The organism is Aeromonas sp. QDB54 (assembly GCF_027707385.1).
GTDB lineage: Bacteria > Pseudomonadota > Gammaproteobacteria > Enterobacterales > Aeromonadaceae > Aeromonas > Aeromonas hydrophila.
In genome coordinates this window covers 1-15,466 of the sequence record NZ_JAPCIT010000044.1, presented here as the reverse complement: position 1 = coordinate 15,466, position 15,466 = coordinate 1, and the positions used below count along the sequence as shown (strand labels likewise).

Here is a 15,466-nt window from a genome sequence, read left to right as displayed (position 1 = left end):
AATCGGCTCAAACATGAAGAAATGAAATGACTGAGTCAGCCGAGAAGAATTTCCCCGCTTATTCGCACCTTCCCTAGTGTTAGTAGAAAATATATATTCTAGCTTCATAATATCATGATCACGACGCGTGACGCATAGTCAGATGTTGATATGATGAAATCTGGGTGGACCCCCATCTTTTTTACTGTGGCGTAAGGTTTCACTGAGCTTGGGAGGTCACAGGGCCGTAGGTTCGAATAGCGCAGCGTATTTGGATGATCGCGAATAGGTAGTGGCCGAGAGGCCGCTGATATCCCGAGTTTGCTACTTGTTCTACCATGACCCGATGCGCGGCGGTAAACGGACGATTACGCTGCGCTAATCGACCCTACATGATGTGGCTTATTGTTACCTCCCCCTCATTTCCAGCCCTTCTCCCCTTGTTTGTTATCAATAGTGGGAGAAGGGTGCAGATATGCTCCGCTGATTGTGTGTTGGCTCTGTGGTGCGAGTGAATATGAGTGGCTTGGAATTGGCACGGACCATCCCCTCTCCCTCGGGAGAGGGTTAGGGTTAGGGTGAGGGTGAGGGGCCACTATCTGTGTTGTCGGTTCGTTTCGAGCCTTTACCTCTCTCCACTCCCCACATTGCCAACCGCCATCTCGGTCGTGGTTCGCTGCTGTTCCCCCTGATTTTTCCGGACTTCCCCAGACTTCACCTTCCCTTCACACAAGCCCATTTTCCCTTCACAAATCCCCCGTATTTTCTGCCCACTGATAAATGGGCCCGGTTTGTCACAGGGGTGACGAGGGGCCGGTTGGAGCGAGGGAGCAAGATGATGAAAGGTTGGATAAAGTGCGGATTGGCCGGGGCCGTGGTGCTGATGGCGAGTTTCTGGGGTGGCAGCGTGCGGGCGGCGGGGATGTCGCTGACGCAGGTGAGCGGCCCTGTCTATGTGGTGGAGGACAACTACTACGTCAAAGAGAACTCCATGGTCTATTTCGGGGCCAAGGGGGTGACTGTGGTGGGGGCGACCTGGACGCCGGATACCGCCCGTGAGCTGCACAAGCTGATCAAGCGGGTCAGCCGCAAGCCGGTGCTGGAGGTGATCAACACCAACTACCACACCGACCGGGCAGGCGGTAACGCCTACTGGAAGTCCATCGGTGCCAAGGTGGTATCGACCCGCCAGACCCAGGATCTGATGAAGAGCGACTGGGCCGAGATCGTTGCCTTTACCCGCAAGGGGTTGCCGGAGTACCCGGACCTGCCGCTGGTGCTGCCCAACGTGGTGCACGAGGGTGACTTCACGCTGCAAGAGGGCAAGCTGCGCGCCTTCTACGCGGGCCCGGCCCATACCCCGGACGGCATCTTTGTCTACTTCCCCGATGAGCAGGTGCTCTATGGCAACTGCATCCTCAAGGAGAAGCTGGGCAACCTGAGCTTTGCCGATGTGAAGGCCTATCCGCAGACACTTGAGCGGCTCAAGGCGATGAAGCTGCCGATCAAAACCGTGATCGGCGGCCACGACTCACCGCTGCACGGGCCCGAGCTTATCGATCACTACGAGGCGCTGATCAAGGCCGCGCCCCAGTCATAAGCTGGCGCGGCGGCAGCCGAATGACGCGCTGGACGCACTAAAGAAGGCACCCGGCCGGGCGTTTCTGGCAGGGGGACGCCCTTGCCTCCAGTTTCGGGCTGTTCAAGGGCGGCCCCCTTTCATAAGATGGGCCTCTCTTCACGCAGTTAGCGGGCCTTTCGTGATGCACGCAATTCAAGACGAACAACCCGATTCACTTGGCCGCCTCAAGCAGGCTTTTATCACTGGCATGTGGGCGTCCCTTGCCAGCATCATCATCGACTTCGCCTTCAAGGTGTGGCTGGCGCAGTGGGTAGCCAAGGGGGATCTGGCGCTGTTCAACAGCGTGGTGGATTTGATCTCCCTCTCCTTGATCCTGATGACCGGCTTTCGCTCCTCCATGGTGGTGAGCTACTCCCAGACCAAAAACGATCGGGACATCATCAATATCTTCCGCTACTTCCTCATTGGCATGGTGCTGCTCACCTGGGGGCTGGTGATCCCCTACATCAAGCACGGGCTCCATATCCGGGCCGAATATCTGCAATTGGTGGGGGTCATCTTCGGGCTGGGGCTCAAGGTCTACTTCACCAATCTGGTGGCCATGTACCGGATGTACGGGATCTCCAACCGGGTCACCTGGCTGGAGCCGCTGGCCAACGGCCTGCTGTTTATGGCCTGCAACTTTGGGCTGGGGATGGATGCCCTTGCTTCGCTCTTCTACGGGCTGACGTTCTCTTCGCTCGGTATCGCCGGCTACATGTATCTGCACCGGCGCCGGGCCATCGCCACCAAGCCGCTGGCCAAGGTCGAGCTTGGCCCCGAGATGCGCAGCTATGTGAAGAAGAGCTTTACAGCGTCCCTCGAGGCGGGGGCCAGCATCCTGATGATCTACATCACGGTACTGCTCACCATCCGTCACTTCAGCCTCGACGAGCTGGGGGATTTTCAGGTGGTGGTGCGCCCCATCTTCACCTATATGACCACCCTGTTCGTCTTCCCCATCTACCGCTTCGTGCTGCCTGAACTGGCGGTCAATCTGCGCAGCGGCGATCACCGCCAGATCCGCCTGATCCGGCGCTGGATCTTCCGCCTCAGCGCCATCGTCAGCCTGGTGTTCTTTCTGGTGATGCTGCTGGCGGGCAAGCCGCTGGTGTCGCTGCTGTTCCCGGCCGACTATCTGGGGGCCGTGCCGGTGCTGCTGCACTTTTCCCTCTTCTTCATCTTCATGATGCTCAACGGCTACCAGCTCGCCTACATCAAGGCCCACGGCCACTTTACCCAGAGTCTGCTGATCCGGGCGGTGGGCATAGTGGCGCTGGTGGTGGCCTATTACCTGGTGGCCCGCTTCACCACCAACGTGGTGGCCATTATCGTGGCGCTGGGCCTCGGTTATCTGGTGATGTTCGTGCTCTCCACCCTGGCCGAGCAGCGTATCCTGCGGGCCCGGCCGCCGGAACTGGCGGCTGCGCCGTAGGAGTGGAGCAGGTGTGTATCGGATAACAAAAAACGCCCGGTCGGGCGTTTTTTGTTGGCGGTGCCGTGGCGGCTTAGCGTTTGCCCTTGCCACCCTTGTTGCCAGCCAGTGCCTGTTTTCGGGCACGCTGCTTCTGGGCTGCCTTGCTGCTGCGGCGTGGCTCGGGCTCGAAGCGGGTCAAGTCTGGCTCAAAGCCCGGGAACCACTGCTGGGGCAAACGGGTGTCGAGCACCGCCTCCACCTTCTCCAGCAGTGGCGCATCTTCCGGGCTGAACAAGGTGATGGCGAGCCCCTTGTTGCCGGCGCGACCGGTGCGACCGATACGGTGCACGTAATCCTCTGCCACAAACGGGAATTCCATATTGATCACGTAGTTGAGATCCGTGATATCGAGGCCGCGGGCCGCCACGTCGGTGGCCACCAGTGCCTGCAGGGTGCCGGCGCGAAACTCCAGCAGCACCTTCTCCCGCGCCCCTTGTGACAGGTCACCGTGGAAAGCCAGCGCGTTGATGCCGGCCTTGCCGAGCTGCTGGGCCAGCTTGTCGGCCCCCTGGCGGGTGCGGCTGAAGATCAGGGCCGGTGCCCAGCCCTTCACGTTGAGCATGTGCTCGACCAGCGCCAGCTTGCGATCGCCATCCACGGTATAGACCCGCTGCTCCACCTCGGCCGCCGTGGTGTTGCGCGGGGCCACTTCGATCAGCTCGGGGTCACGCAACAACACCTTGCTCAAGGCAAACAGGTTGTCGTCGCAGGTGGCCGAAAACAACAGGGTCTGGCGATCCGCCGGGAGCTGTTTGAGCAGTGCCTTGATTTCGTCCATAAAGCCCATGTCGAGCATGCGATCCGCCTCGTCAAACACCAGATGGCGCAGTGCGGCCAGACTCAACGCCCCCTGCCGCAGATGGTCGAGCAGCCGGCCCGGCGTGGCGATCAGCAGATCCACCCCGGCTTTCAGCGCCTCCACCTGTGCGGCGATACTCACCCCGCCGTAGACCAAGGTGCTGGTGAGGTCGGTGCCCTTGGCGTAGCGCGTGACGCTCTCATGTACCTGCACCGCCAGTTCGCGGGTCGGCACCAGCACCAGGGCGCGGATGGGGCGGGCATCGCTCGTCTGGTTTTGCAGCAACTGCTCCAGCAGCGGCAGCACGAAGGCGGCGGTCTTGCCGGTGCCGGTCTGGGCACCCGCCATCAGATCGCGCCCCGCCAGAATGACCGGGATGGCGCTAGCCTGCACCGGGGTCGGCGCGGCGTAGCCAAGCTCGGTCAGGGTCTGCTGCAAGCGGGGGGAGAGTGCCAGGTCGGCGAAGGAGGCAATGGACATAAGGGTACCCGTCGGGATGGGCGCGGCCACGCCGCGCTGGAAACAGTCTTGATGGCCGGCATGGTAACAGATGCGGGGCCGCGGGCAGAAGGCGCCGCCGGCTCAGTGGCAGTGAAACACCTCCTCCAGCGCGTCCACCACGGCGCGCACCCGGCTGGCTTTTTGCAAGTCGGGGTGGAGCACCAGCCAGATGTCGACCGGATCGCAGAGGGTGGGCAGCACGCGCACCAGATCCGGCTCCTTGTCTGCCAGAAAGGTGGAGAGCAGGGCGATGCCGAGCCCCTGGCGGGCCGCCGCCAGCAACAGCAGCTGGGCGTTGCACTGCAGCACCACGTTGGGCTCGTGCAGCGGCTCCCCGCACAGGCTGTGCCAGTGGCGGGAGACCAGCTCCCTGGCAAACAGCAGCAGGGCGTGCTGGCTGAGAGCGTGGCCGCTCTTGGGCGTGCTGTGGCGGGCCAGATAGTCGCGGGAGGCGTAGAGCCCCATCTCTATGGTGGTGAGGCGCTTGATCACCAGCTCGTCGTTGTCCGGGCGCAGCCCGCGGATGGCGAGATCGGCCTCCCGGTAGGCGATGTCGCTGACGCTGACCGCGGTCTGCAGGCTGAGCCGGATGCCGGGGTGGCGCTCGCGCAGCAGGGTGAGGGCGGGCAGCACGAAGGCCTGGGCCAGGGTGTCGGTGGTGGCGATGCGCACCTCGCCACACAGGCTCTGATCGCCGGCGCTCGCCTTGCGTTCGATGGCCTTGATGGCCTGCTCCATGGCGCTGGCATCCGCCAGCATGGCCTCACCGAGGGGGCTGAGATCATAGAGCTTGGGGGTGCGGATAAAGAGCTTGGAGCCGAGGTTTTGCTCCAGCGCCGTGATGCGGCGCCCCACGGTGGCCTGATCGACCCCCAGTACGCCGGCGGCGCCGCGCAGGGTGCCCTGCCGTGCCAATGCCAGAAAAAACCGCGCGTCGTCCCAGTTGATCATCGAGCCTCCCACTCAAAATGCCCCGGCGGGGCGTGCCCATTAGAAGCCAGTGCCGGCGGGATCACAAGGCGAGAGTGCCCTTGTTGGCATGCAGATAGATGCCACTGACATGCATTATTGAAGCAGACTGATGCATTTGTGTCGCTGTCGAGGGGCCTCGATGGGCGCTATCATGGCGCCTCTCGTCAGCGGCCTTGCCCGCCCTCATCGGAGCCTTGCATGTCATCATCCCTCTGCGCCGCCGCCCCCTCTGCGGCGGCTACCTCCCATCGCGCCATCCTGCTGTTTCTACCGCTGGCGCTGATGTCGGCGCTGCTCAACAGCAGCGTGCCCACCCCCCTCTATCCCCATTATCAGCAGGTGCTGGCCCTGAGCGATGTCAGCCTCACCCTCATCTATGGCGGCTATGCGGGCGGGGTGCTGATCTCCCTGTTCGGGGTGGGCAATCTAGCGGGCAGGGTGAGCGATCTGCGCGCCATGATCCTGCCGGCCCTGCTGGCGGTATTGGGGGGCGCCCTGCTGTTCTCTCTGGCGGACTCCTTCTGGTCGCTGTTGCTGGCGCGGGTGTTGGCCGGGATCGGCACCGGCGCCCTGACCGGCGCCGCCAACGTGGCACTGCTGCGCTTCGGTCCACGCGATGGCGGCAAGCGGGCCGCCCTCAGCGCGACCCTCTCCTTCACCGCCGGGCTGGCGCTCGGCCCGGTGTTCAGCGGGTTGGCGCTGCAGCTGGAGTGCTATCCGACCCAACTGCCCTTCCTGCTCATCATGGGGCTGGCGGCCTGCGCCATGGCGGGGGTGGCGTTGAGCTGGCCCGCCCACGCGCAAGGGGCGCCGGCTGCGGCAACGCAGCAGGGCAGGGGATCGCTGGGGGAGGGACTCAAGGCCACCGGGGCGGCCTTCTTTATTTGTGCACTGGCGCTGTTTACCGCCTGGGCGGTGGCGGCCAGCCTCTTGGCCATCGGCCCCAAGGTGGCGAGCCAGCTGCTGGGGCTGCGGGATCTCGGTCTGTTCGGCTATCTCATCGCGGCCTACATGATGCTCTCCGGCCTCTGCCAGCTCTGGGCCCGTCGGCTCGATGCCCGTCACACTCTGCAAAGCGGCGCCCTGGCACTGGCGCTTTGCATGTTGCTGTTTGCCGGCGCCGTGCATGCCCAGTCGTGGTGGCTGGCGGTGCTCGGCTTGCTGGTAGCCGGTTACGCCCAGGGCGCGGTGTTCGTCGGCAGCGCGACCCTGGTCAACCGCATCGCACCGGCCGCCAGCCACGCCCGGCTGGTGTCGCTCTTCTACGTGATCGCCTACGTGGCGAACTGGGTGCCGGTGCTGCTGGGCTGGGTCAGCGATGGTGCCGGCGTGCAGGCGGCGGTGGATCTGCTCACCGTCGGCAGCGTGCTGATCAGCCTGGGGCTGGCCTGGGCGGCCTGGCGCACCCGCTTCGAGCCGGCTGCCGGCTAGCGTGACTCAGTCGGCCAGTACCACCCGCTCGGCCGACAAATGGTGCATCCATTCGCGCAGGATCAAGAGGGCGGCGGCAAAGCGCCGGGTCTTGGGCAGGTTGGTGTGACTTACTCGGCCAGCACTACCCGCTCGGCCGACAGATGGTGCATCCATTCGCGCAAGATCAAGAGGGCTGCGGCAAAGCGCCGGGTCTTGGGCAGGCTGATGTAACTCAGTCGGCCAGCACGACTCGCTCGGCCGACAGATGGTGCATCCATTCGCGCAGGATCAACAGGGCGGCGGCAAAGCGCCGGGTCTTGGGGAGGTTGGCGGCGGCCAGCGGGTCACCCTCCACCATGGCGGCAAACTGGCCGAACAGCTGCTCCAGGCTCTCCCGGCTCAGTTCACGACTGCCGAGCACCTCGGCCAGTGGCAGCGGCGCCTGCAGGGTCACCACCTCATGGGGCGGTACCTCGGCGGCCAGCGGCATCAGCACGTCTTCCACCACCATGATGGCCTGCTCCAGCTCCAGCGCGCTCGGCGGATCCTGGCGAAACGGGCCCGGTGTCATGGCCTCGAGGCCGAAGCCCAAGTCACGGGTGAAGCGGGTGCCGTCGGCCCGGGTCAGCTGCAGCTGGCTGCTGTGCTCCCCCAGGCTGAGCAGGATGGCGGTCTGGTTGCGGGTCATGGGGTCTCCTTAGTGGCGGTCGCGACTCAGCCCTATCCATACACCCGCCGCGACCGGCTGGCGAGGGCTTTCGGCGCCCCCCATCCGGGGAATACGGCTTGCAATATATGGAAGTAATGGCATTCTGGATGTCTAGATGGTTGTCTTGTCGTTACCTTCAGGAGTTCAGATATGGATATTCGTACCGCCCCCCGTGCGCTTGCGCTCGCCCTGTTGCTGGCCAGCAGCCTTGCCACCGCCAACGAGGCGCTGGTGATCCAGACCGACTTCGGTCTCAAGGATGGCGCCGTCTCGGCCATGAAGGGGGTCGCCTTCGGAGTGGATCGCACCCTGCCGCTCTATGACCTGACCCACGAGATCCCGGCCTACAACATCTGGGAAGCCTCCTACCGCCTCTATCAGACCCTGCAGTACTGGCCCAAGGGGACCGTGTTCGTCAGCGTGGTGGATCCGGGGGTCGGCACCGATCGCAAGTCGGTGGTGCTCAAGACCAAGAGTGGCCACTACATCGTCAGCCCGGACAACGGCACCCTGACCCTGGTGGCCGAACACTTCGGCATCGATACCGTGCGCCAGATCGACGAGAAGACCAACCGCCTCAAGGGCTCCGAGAAGTCCTACACCTTCCACGGCCGCGATGTCTACGCCTACACCGGTGCCCGGCTCGCCTCCGGTGCCATCAGCTATGAGCAGGTGGGGCCCAAGCTGCCGGCCGAGGTGGTGAAGATCCCCTACCAGCCGGCAGTGGCCGAGCAGGACGGTACCCTCAAGGGCACCATTCCGATCCTGGACGTGCAGTACGGCAACGTCTGGACCAACATCGACGACAGCCTGCTGACCAAGGCGGGGATCAACAAGGGTGACAACGCCTGCATCAAGATCAGCGAAGGGGATGCACTGAAGTACGAGGGCAAGGCCCCCTATGTCAGCAGCTTTGGCGACGTGCCGGAAGGCCAGCCGCTGGTCTATCTCAACAGCCTGCTGCAGGTGTCGGTGGCGCTGAACATGGACAGCTTCGCCACCCAACATCAGGTGCAATCCGGCGCCAACTGGCATATCAGCCTGAAGAAGTGCTCCTGATTGCGAGCCGAGGTCGCCGGCTGACCGGTACACGGAGATAAAGAGGGCAGGCATCGACGGATGCCTGCCCTCTTGTCATGGTGCCCGCGACAGCGTGGTTGTTGTCAAAACACATATTTGTAAGGTGATATTGATAATGATTGTCATTTAACTGGATAATCACCGACTCCTCAGACCACTCACCCTTTGCACGATGAAAACCAGCCTCTTACTGGTCAGCCTGCTGATCCTGACCGCCTGCAATGACAACCATAGCCAGACGCCCGTTCCCTCTGTGCCGGTGGTGACACCGCCCGTGGTAGAGCCGCCGGTGGAACCTCCGGTGGTGACACCACCCACAGAGCCGCCGATTGAACCGGTACCGACCCATACCCGTAGCGAGTTGACCGTGCGGCTCGATGTGACGACCCGCCTGGGGCAGGGGGCTACCCTGCTGCTGCGCCAAGCCGCTACCGGCATCGCGGTGAGCGGAGAGGTGGGGGAGGAGCGCCCCCTGGTCATGACGCTGCCGGCTGGTTTGCTGCTGGATCAGCCACTGGAGCTGGTGGGGCGCGATGGCAGCTATATTCTGCGCGCCGCGACGGCCCGGGTGGCCGATCTCGGCGCCACGGCCCTGTCGGCCAGGCGCGCTGACGCGCCTTCCTTGCGACTGGATGAAGAGGAGACGGCGCTGTTCCTGCTGGCCGACCGCAATGGGGACGGCATCCTCGATCAGGGCGAGTGGGGGCAATTGGCACTGATCCGTCTGCAACAGCAACCGCTCATCCAGGAGTATGCAACCCTGTTGCTGGCCCAGCGTCAGCCGGGAGCCGAGCTCAACTATCCGGACAGCTGGCAGATGCTGCTGGCCCTGCGTGCCGATCAGGGGGAGCGCAGCTGGTATCGGCGCAGCAACAGCGGCCCCATCGAGGCGGCGAGGCTGCTGCTCTATCCCGCCCAACCCAGCCAGCCCGACGAGCCGGAGACGGCCGACCTGCTGCGCCTTGATGAGCAGGGCCGGCTGACGAGCGGCACTGACTGGCGTTGCCTGCACGATGTGCGCAGCACCGCCGGGGTCAAGGGCAGCCAGTATTGGCTGCACGCCAGCGGCAGCAGTGCCTTGCCGCAGGCCAGCCGTGCCGGGCTGGGGGGGGTGCCGACTGGCTGCGGACGCAGTGACTGGCGACTGCCTGGCCTGGCCGAATTCGAACGGCTGCTGGCGGCGGACAAGCAGAGTTGGCGCTACCCCCACACCTTTGCCCTGGCTGTGCCAACCCGGATCTGGCTGCAGGACGGTGCCGGCCGCCCCGCTCTTTACCAGCCCGCCACGGGCAGCTGGCTCGAAGAGGGGGAGGGCAGCGTGCTCTGGTATGCGCTGGCGCCCTATCCGGTACGCCCTTCGGTCATCCGTGACGACAGCATGCCCGACATGGCCGCCCTGCGCGCCCAGTATGCCGGCCCTGCCGCCCAATGGCCGGCGGCCAGGGTTGATGAGGGGGTCGAGTGGCAGGAGCTGGGGCCGCTGCCGGCGGTGCCCTTCCCGGCTGCCAACCCTTACAGCCGGGCCAAGGTGGTGCTGGGTCAGCAACTGTTCTTCGACAAGCGGCTCTCCCTGGCGCAAGACATCAGCTGTGCCAGCTGCCACGATCCGCAAAAAGGGTGGAGCGACGGGCTGAGCGTCTCGGTGGGCCACCAGGGGCAGAAGGGGACCCGCAACGCCCCCTCGATTATCAACAGTGCCTTTAGCAGCAGCCAGTTCTGGGATGGCCGGGTCGGTTCCCTTGAGGAGCAGTCCCTGCACCCCATCAACAACCCAGTAGAGATGGCGCTGGATCACGACGAACTGCTGGCACGTCTGCAGGCCAGCCGCGACTACCCGGCGGCCTTTGCCACGGCGTTCGGTGACGAGGGGATCAGCCTGGAGCGGATTGCCAAGGCGATCGCCACCTTCGAGCGCACCATCATCAGCCGCGACAGCGACTTCGAGCGCTTCGTCCAAGGCGACGGGCAGGCCCTGAGCGACAAGGCGCTGTGGGGGATGCATCTCTATCGCACCGATGGCCGCTGCATGAACTGCCACTCCGGGCCGCTGCTGAGCCAGTACCGGTTCGAGAGCGTGGGGCTGGCCTACTATGGCCGCAATCTGGAAGACCGCGGCCGCTTCCTGCACACCCGCCAAAAGGCGGACATGGGGCGCTTCAAGACCCCCAGCCTGCGGGACGTGGCGTTTACCGCACCTTATATGCACAACGGGGTCTTCCCCATCCTGGCGCAGCGCATCGGCAGTTCCGTACAGGGGGTGGTGGCCATGTACAACTTCGGGGTGACCAAGTGGAGCAGCGGGGTGGGCTTCCCGACCGGGGTGGCGCAGTACGATCCCTTCTTCCCGCAAGCCTCCGATCATCTGCATGCGCTCGGTCTCTCCAACGACGAGCTGGATGCCATCGGCGAGTTCCTGCGCAGCGTGTCTGCCGAGCCGAGGCGTACCCCGGCCACGGTCGCCGAGCTCGGATTGAGCGGGGTGGCTGACGAGGCGCCGGTGCCTGCCATCGTGATCGATCTGCAGGTGACGCCGGCAGCGCCCCGGCTGGAAGTGGGCCAGACGCTGGCTCTGCAGGCCGGACTGCGGCTCAGCGATGGCACGCTCAATCCGGCGCAGGGCCCCTTGCAGTGGCGCAGCATGACGCCGGAGCAGGTCAGCGTCGACGGCGATGGGGTGCTCCACGCTCTGGCGGTGGGGCCTGCCCGGGTGCAGGTGAGCACGGGCGAGCGGATGCTGGAACTGGCGGTGCAGGTGGTGGATGCCCAGCCTGATTTCAGCCTGGGCTGCCGTCATCCCGAGCTGGCGGCGGGCGAGCTGATCTTCGTCTGTCCCCTGACTCGCGCGGAAGCGGACCGGCTGGCGGTGGCGTACGATGGCAGCGCCAGGGATGAAGATGGAGATTACAACCCCTTCCCCCACGACTATGTGGTGATGAGTCAGGAACGGGCTCGCGACTACTGCCAGCAGCTGGTGGCGCGTGGCCACGATGATTGGCGCCTGCCGGCGGCCAGGGAGCTGACGGCGCTGTTTGCCGCCTATCATCAGCGCGGTGAGGAGCTGAAACTGCTGACGGAGCAGGGCTGGCCGCTCTACAGCCGGCTCTGGAGCAGTGATGCCCCCAACGACGACGGGGAGGCCCCCCTGCTCGATCCGGGCAGCGGCGAGCTCATCACGGATCTGCCACAAGAGGCTCACGGCGTCGCCTGCGTGCGGGCACGTTAAAGAACTCGAGTCATGATCTCGACAAGGGCGCTGAGGCGCCCTTCTCATTGCCGGTCCAGCGGTAAGCCTTACTGCCCCTTGAGCGGGGCGGTGGCGAATTGTAGCCGGATGGGCTGGGGCGGCAGCTCGCGGACGCTGACCACCACCTCATAGCGCTTGTCGGCTTCGGCCGGCGGAATGTTCTTGAACAGCGCCTGGGCCGTGGCCTGAGGATCCTGGCCCAGCTTGCTGGCGTGATAGAGGGGGGCGGGCAACGCCGGCGGGCGCACATCGGGACGACCGGCTGGCGGGGCTGGCTGCTCGCAAGCCTGGGTCGACAGGCTGGCAAGCAGCAGAGTGAGTGCCAGGGGGTAACGTGACATGGGGATGACTCCATCCAGGGAAGATGGCCCATCAAACGCCAGGCGGACCGCTAGCTCAACGGCTTTTACGCTCCCTTTTCACCCTCTTTACAGTCATGACAACGGGCGCCTTGGCGCCCGTTGTGGATCCTGGCAACCGCGGGACTCAGAACTCGTTGGAGAGCGCCTTGTACCCCTTGACCAGGTCGATGTTGGTGTGGGCCACGTCCTCGGAGAACTCGGCGGCATCCACCGAGACTCGCGGGATATGGTCCAGATCGCTCTGCTGGTTGATGCGGGTGGTGGAGGGAACGTAGAACTCCGGCGGCAGATCGCAGCCATCCACCACCGAGTTGTGGCGCACCACGGCGCCGTCACCGATGTGGCAGTTGAACAGCACGCTGTTGAAGCCGATGAACACCCGGTTACCCACTTCGCACGGCCCGTGGACTATGCTGCGGTGGGCGATGGAGGTGTACTCGCCGATGGTGACCGCAGCGCCGGACTTGGAGTGGATGACGACCCCGTCCTGAATGTTGGAGTTGGCGCCGATGACGATGGGCTCCATGTCGCCGCTGGCATCCACCTCGTCGGCGCGGATCACCGCATAGGGGCCGACAAACACGTTCTCCTTGATGATCACCTTGCCACAGATGATGGCTGTCTTGTCGATATAGGCTGACTCGTCGATGACCGGCAGATGGCCGGAGGGATTCTTGCGGATCATGTTACATCCTGTTGAAGAGGAAAGCGGACGGGAAGCAGGCCGGACGTGCGGGCCCGCCGGAGAGTCAGCTTACGCCTCGGTGCCGGGAGGGGAAACCCTTTACTGGTCTGACCCCGACATGGGCCGGCGCCCCGGCAGGGTGTTCCCTCTGGGCAAAATATGGGAGCATGGCCGTTCTCGAGGGCAAAACGGCCCGCTCGACATTATGTGCATAACCCTGGATACCCAAGATGAAGAAGATTGTTGTGCTGCTCGGCATGCTGCTGGCCCCCTGGTTCTCCTCCGCCGTGCAGGCCAAAGGGGAGGCCGGTGAATTTGACTATTACGCCATGGCGCTCTCCTGGTCACCGGAGCATTGCGCCATCAAGCCGGCCGACCGGGACCAATGTTCCCGCCAGCTGGGATTCGTGCTGCACGGGCTCTGGCCCCAGTATCAGCGCGGCTATCCGAGCAGCTGTAGCCGCGAGCGGCTGGATCCGGCGATGGAGCAGCAGTTTGCCGGGCTTTATCCCAGCCGCTTCCTCTATCGCCATGAGTGGGAGAAGCACGGCACCTGTTCCGGCCTGAGCCAGCGCGATTTTCATCAGCTGGCCAGCGACCTGCGCCAGAAGGTGAAGATCCCGGCCGCCTATCAGTCTCCCGCCGAGCCGCTGCGCAAGAGCCGTTTCCAGCTCAAGGCGGATCTGGCCAGTGCCAACGACTGGCTGGCTCCGGACAACATCACGGTGGCCTGCGCCGACGGTGGCCGCTTCCTGCGGGAGGTCTATATCTGCCTCAACAAGGAGGGGACGGCAGCCGTCACCTGTTCCGACGAGATGCAAAAGCGCGAGTTGCGCTCCTGCGGTCAGCCGGACTTCCTGCTGCGCAGCGTACGTTGACCACTTATCTTCATCAGGCCCCTCGCGGGCCTGATGTGCAATGAGGGTATGGGAAAGGAGTCTGATCAATGAAGAACAAGCAAGGATTTTCGGGCGAGGAGCGGGCGCAGCTGCTCGGCGTGAAAGGGGTGGGGCCCACCGTCATCGGGCGGCTTGAACAGCTTGGCTACCACAATCTGGCGCAATTGGCCGAGGCCGACACCGGCCACATCGTGCAACTGGTGGCCAGTATGTTGGGCTCGACCTGCTGGCAGAACAGCCCGCAGGCCCGGGCGGCCATCGATGGGGCCATCGCCCTGGCACGCAGCCAGGCCGGCGGCGTCACTCCCGAGCGGCAAGAGGCGACATCATGACGCTGTTTGCTGAACTGGGGCTGCGCTACCCCATTATTCAGGCCCCCATGGCCGGAGTGCAGGACAGCGCGCTGGCACTGGCTGTGACTCGGGCCGGCGCGCTGGGCTCATTGCCTGCAGCCATGCTGAGTCTCGCCACCTTGCGCGAAGAGTTGACCCGGCTGGCGGCAAGCGGGGGGCGATTTAACATCAACTTCTTTTGTCACCGGCAGGAGGCGCCGGATCCCGCCGCCCAGGCCCGCTGGTTGCTGCGGCTGGCGCCCTACTATGACGAATACGGCGTATGTGACACGGCCGGTATGGCGGCTCCCAGTCGGGCACCGTTCAATGCCGAGCATGCCGCCATGGTGGCCGAGTTCAAACCGGCCGTGGTCAGTTTTCATTTCGGACTGCCCGAGCCCGAGTTGCTGGCCAGGGTGAAAGCCAGCGGGGCCAAGGTATTTGCCAGCGCTACCACGGTCGCTGAAGCCCGATGGCTCGCCGACCATGGTGCCGATGCCATCATCGCCCAGGGGCTGGAGGCCGGCGGCCATCGCGGCCATTTCCTCGAGGACGATCTCAGCCTGCAGCAGGGCACCTTTAGTTTGTTGCCACAGATAGTAGAGGCGGTGAGGCTGCCGGTCATCGCCGCCGGCGGCATTGTCGATGGCCGCGGCATTCGCGCCGCACTGGCGTTGGGCGCCAGCGCCGTGCAGATGGGCACCGCCTTTCTCTGTTGCCACGAAGCGACCACCTCGGCCCTGCATCGGGCGGCACTGCACTCGTCGGCAGGGCGACACACGGCGCTGACCAATCTGTTCAGTGGTCGCCCGGCCCGCGGCATCGTCAATCGCCTGATGCGAGAGCTGGGCCCGCTGTCCGAAGATGTGCCTGCATTTCCTCATGCCAGTGGCGCGCTGGCACCACTGCGCAGTGCGGCCGAACAGCGGGGAAACACTGGGTGTTCGCCGCTCTGGGCCGGCCAGAATGTCTCCGGTTGCCGTGACTGGCCGGCTGCCGAGCTGATCTCGCGCTGGGTAAAAGAAGCAGGGTTGGCTGACGTTATGCCTATATAGGAAGCCAACGCGGGCGCTGGCTCGAAGGGGGGCCGGAAAACAGGGTAAAAGCAGACTCTGATCTCCCAGTTTTACTCGCTATCTGTGGATAAGTTTGTATAAAAGCTGTGCTTGGATATGAATAACTAAAAAAGTGCGCTTTTTTGCAATTTTATTGCATTTACCCCCTTGCCAGCGTGATCAATCTCTCTATAATGCGCCCCATCGACACGGCAAGCGGCAACGCAAACAACCGGGTCGGTCGCCTCGAAAAGCCTTTGTAAATAAGGCTTGACTCGAGAAGGCGGTTGAGTAGAATGCCACTCCCGCAGCAGCCAAAAGTTGCGTCGCTCTTTAAC

15 protein-coding genes are annotated in these 15,466 nt (G+C 64.1%); 8 read left to right on the top strand and 7 right to left on the bottom strand.

Annotated elements, in window-relative coordinates:
* Positions 1-814: 814 nt before the first annotated feature.
* Positions 815-1,579, top strand: a complete 765-nt coding sequence (cphA, locus tag PG881_RS23015) for a CphA family subclass B2 metallo-beta-lactamase (RefSeq protein ID WP_435051327.1) — start codon at positions 815-817, stop codon at positions 1,577-1,579.
* Positions 1,580-1,742: 163 nt separating this feature from the next.
* Positions 1,743-3,035, top strand: a complete 1,293-nt coding sequence (locus tag PG881_RS23010; RefSeq protein ID WP_270803162.1) for a hypothetical protein — start codon at positions 1,743-1,745, stop codon at positions 3,033-3,035.
* A 73-nt stretch (positions 3,036-3,108) separates the two neighbouring features.
* Here the strand turns inward: PG881_RS23010 and PG881_RS23005 are convergent, their stop codons facing one another.
* Both PG881_RS23005 and PG881_RS23000 read right to left on the bottom strand, forming a co-directional pair.
* On the bottom strand, positions 3,109-4,356 hold the full coding sequence (locus PG881_RS23005) for a DEAD/DEAH box helicase (RefSeq protein ID WP_270803159.1): 1,248 nt from the start codon (positions 4,354-4,356) through the stop codon (positions 3,109-3,111).
* 102 nt (positions 4,357-4,458) lie between these two features.
* The gene (locus tag PG881_RS23000; protein WP_270803156.1) at positions 4,459-5,328 is read right to left on the bottom strand and encodes a LysR family transcriptional regulator; all 870 of its coding nucleotides are present in this window, start codon (positions 5,326-5,328) and stop codon (positions 4,459-4,461) included.
* A 219-nt stretch (positions 5,329-5,547) separates the two neighbouring features.
* On the opposite strand from PG881_RS23000, the gene PG881_RS22995 reads away from it, so the two are divergent.
* Positions 5,548-6,780 (top strand): MFS transporter, encoded by a 1,233-nt coding sequence (locus tag PG881_RS22995; protein WP_270803154.1) that lies wholly within the window; start codon positions 5,548-5,550, stop codon positions 6,778-6,780.
* A 6-nt stretch (positions 6,781-6,786) separates the two neighbouring features.
* On the opposite strand, the gene PG881_RS22990 is transcribed toward PG881_RS22995, so the two are convergent.
* On the bottom strand, positions 6,787-6,936 hold the full coding sequence (locus tag PG881_RS22990; protein ID WP_270803152.1) for a hypothetical protein: 150 nt from the start codon (positions 6,934-6,936) through the stop codon (positions 6,787-6,789).
* Between the two features lie 58 nt (positions 6,937-6,994).
* A complete protein-coding gene (locus PG881_RS22985) occupies positions 6,995-7,450 on the bottom strand; it encodes a hypothetical protein (protein ID WP_270803149.1) in 456 nt (151 codons plus the stop codon).
* Positions 7,451-7,621: 171 nt separating this feature from the next.
* Here PG881_RS22985 and PG881_RS22980 point away from each other — a divergent pair, with 171 nt between their 5' ends.
* Both PG881_RS22980 and PG881_RS22975 read left to right on the top strand, forming a co-directional pair.
* Positions 7,622-8,530 (top strand): SAM hydrolase/SAM-dependent halogenase family protein, encoded by a 909-nt coding sequence (locus tag PG881_RS22980; RefSeq protein WP_270803147.1) that lies wholly within the window; start codon positions 7,622-7,624, stop codon positions 8,528-8,530.
* Positions 8,531-8,723: 193 nt separating this feature from the next.
* Positions 8,724-11,774: a cytochrome c peroxidase gene (locus PG881_RS22975; protein ID WP_270803145.1), complete on the top strand. Its 3,051-nt coding sequence runs from the start codon at positions 8,724-8,726 to the stop codon at positions 11,772-11,774.
* A gap of 68 nt (positions 11,775-11,842) precedes the next feature.
* On the opposite strand, the gene PG881_RS22970 is transcribed toward PG881_RS22975, so the two are convergent.
* Both PG881_RS22970 and PG881_RS22965 read right to left on the bottom strand, forming a co-directional pair.
* Positions 11,843-12,136, bottom strand: coding sequence for a hypothetical protein (locus PG881_RS22970; RefSeq protein ID WP_270803143.1), 294 nt, complete (start codon positions 12,134-12,136; stop codon positions 11,843-11,845).
* Positions 12,137-12,281: 145 nt separating this feature from the next.
* Positions 12,282-12,842, bottom strand: coding sequence for a carbonic anhydrase (locus PG881_RS22965; RefSeq protein ID WP_005309014.1), 561 nt, complete (start codon positions 12,840-12,842; stop codon positions 12,282-12,284).
* A 230-nt stretch (positions 12,843-13,072) separates the two neighbouring features.
* On the opposite strand from PG881_RS22965, the gene PG881_RS22960 reads away from it, so the two are divergent.
* The 3 genes from PG881_RS22960 to PG881_RS22950 all read left to right on the top strand — a co-directional run bounded on the left by PG881_RS22960 (position 13,073) and on the right by PG881_RS22950 (position 15,128).
* On the top strand, positions 13,073-13,720 hold the full coding sequence (locus PG881_RS22960) for a ribonuclease T2 family protein (RefSeq protein ID WP_162498686.1): 648 nt from the start codon (positions 13,073-13,075) through the stop codon (positions 13,718-13,720).
* A 68-nt stretch (positions 13,721-13,788) separates the two neighbouring features.
* Complete coding sequence (locus PG881_RS22955; protein ID WP_270803140.1) at positions 13,789-14,073, top strand: helix-hairpin-helix domain-containing protein; 285 nt, start codon at positions 13,789-13,791, stop codon at positions 14,071-14,073.
* On the top strand, positions 14,070-15,128 hold the full coding sequence (locus tag PG881_RS22950; protein ID WP_270803138.1) for an NAD(P)H-dependent flavin oxidoreductase: 1,059 nt from the start codon (positions 14,070-14,072) through the stop codon (positions 15,126-15,128). Before PG881_RS22955 ends, PG881_RS22950 begins: the two co-directional genes overlap by 4 nt.
* A 125-nt stretch (positions 15,129-15,253) precedes the next feature.
* Here the strand turns inward: PG881_RS22950 and PG881_RS22945 are convergent.
* A partial coding sequence (locus PG881_RS22945; RefSeq protein WP_270803136.1) for a hypothetical protein occupies positions 15,254-15,466 on the bottom strand: 213 nt, incomplete at its 5' end.

Excerpts from the sequence above, each read along its gene's own strand:
- cphA (WP_435051327.1), top strand. The coding sequence starts at position 815 with ATGATGAAAGGTTGGATAAAGTGCGGATTGGCCGGGGCCGTGGTGCTG.
- PG881_RS23010 (WP_270803162.1), top strand. The coding sequence starts at position 1,743 with ATGCACGCAATTCAAGACGAACAACCCGATTCACTTGGCCGCCTCAAG.
- PG881_RS23005 (WP_270803159.1), bottom strand. The coding sequence starts at position 4,356 with ATGTCCATTGCCTCCTTCGCCGACCTGGCACTCTCCCCCCGCTTGCAG.
- PG881_RS23000 (WP_270803156.1), bottom strand. The coding sequence starts at position 5,328 with ATGATCAACTGGGACGACGCGCGGTTTTTTCTGGCATTGGCACGGCAG.
- PG881_RS22995 (WP_270803154.1), top strand. The coding sequence starts at position 5,548 with ATGTCATCATCCCTCTGCGCCGCCGCCCCCTCTGCGGCGGCTACCTCC.
- PG881_RS22990 (WP_270803152.1), bottom strand. The coding sequence starts at position 6,936 with ATGGATGCACCATCTGTCGGCCGAGCGGGTAGTGCTGGCCGAGTAAGT.
- PG881_RS22985 (WP_270803149.1), bottom strand. The coding sequence starts at position 7,450 with ATGACCCGCAACCAGACCGCCATCCTGCTCAGCCTGGGGGAGCACAGC.
- PG881_RS22980 (WP_270803147.1), top strand. The coding sequence starts at position 7,622 with ATGGATATTCGTACCGCCCCCCGTGCGCTTGCGCTCGCCCTGTTGCTG.
- PG881_RS22975 (WP_270803145.1), top strand. The coding sequence starts at position 8,724 with ATGAAAACCAGCCTCTTACTGGTCAGCCTGCTGATCCTGACCGCCTGC.
- PG881_RS22970 (WP_270803143.1), bottom strand. The coding sequence starts at position 12,136 with ATGTCACGTTACCCCCTGGCACTCACTCTGCTGCTTGCCAGCCTGTCG.
- PG881_RS22965 (WP_005309014.1), bottom strand. The coding sequence starts at position 12,842 with ATGATCCGCAAGAATCCCTCCGGCCATCTGCCGGTCATCGACGAGTCA.
- PG881_RS22960 (WP_162498686.1), top strand. The coding sequence starts at position 13,073 with ATGAAGAAGATTGTTGTGCTGCTCGGCATGCTGCTGGCCCCCTGGTTC.
- PG881_RS22955 (WP_270803140.1), top strand. The coding sequence starts at position 13,789 with ATGAAGAACAAGCAAGGATTTTCGGGCGAGGAGCGGGCGCAGCTGCTC.
- PG881_RS22950 (WP_270803138.1), top strand. The coding sequence starts at position 14,070 with ATGACGCTGTTTGCTGAACTGGGGCTGCGCTACCCCATTATTCAGGCC.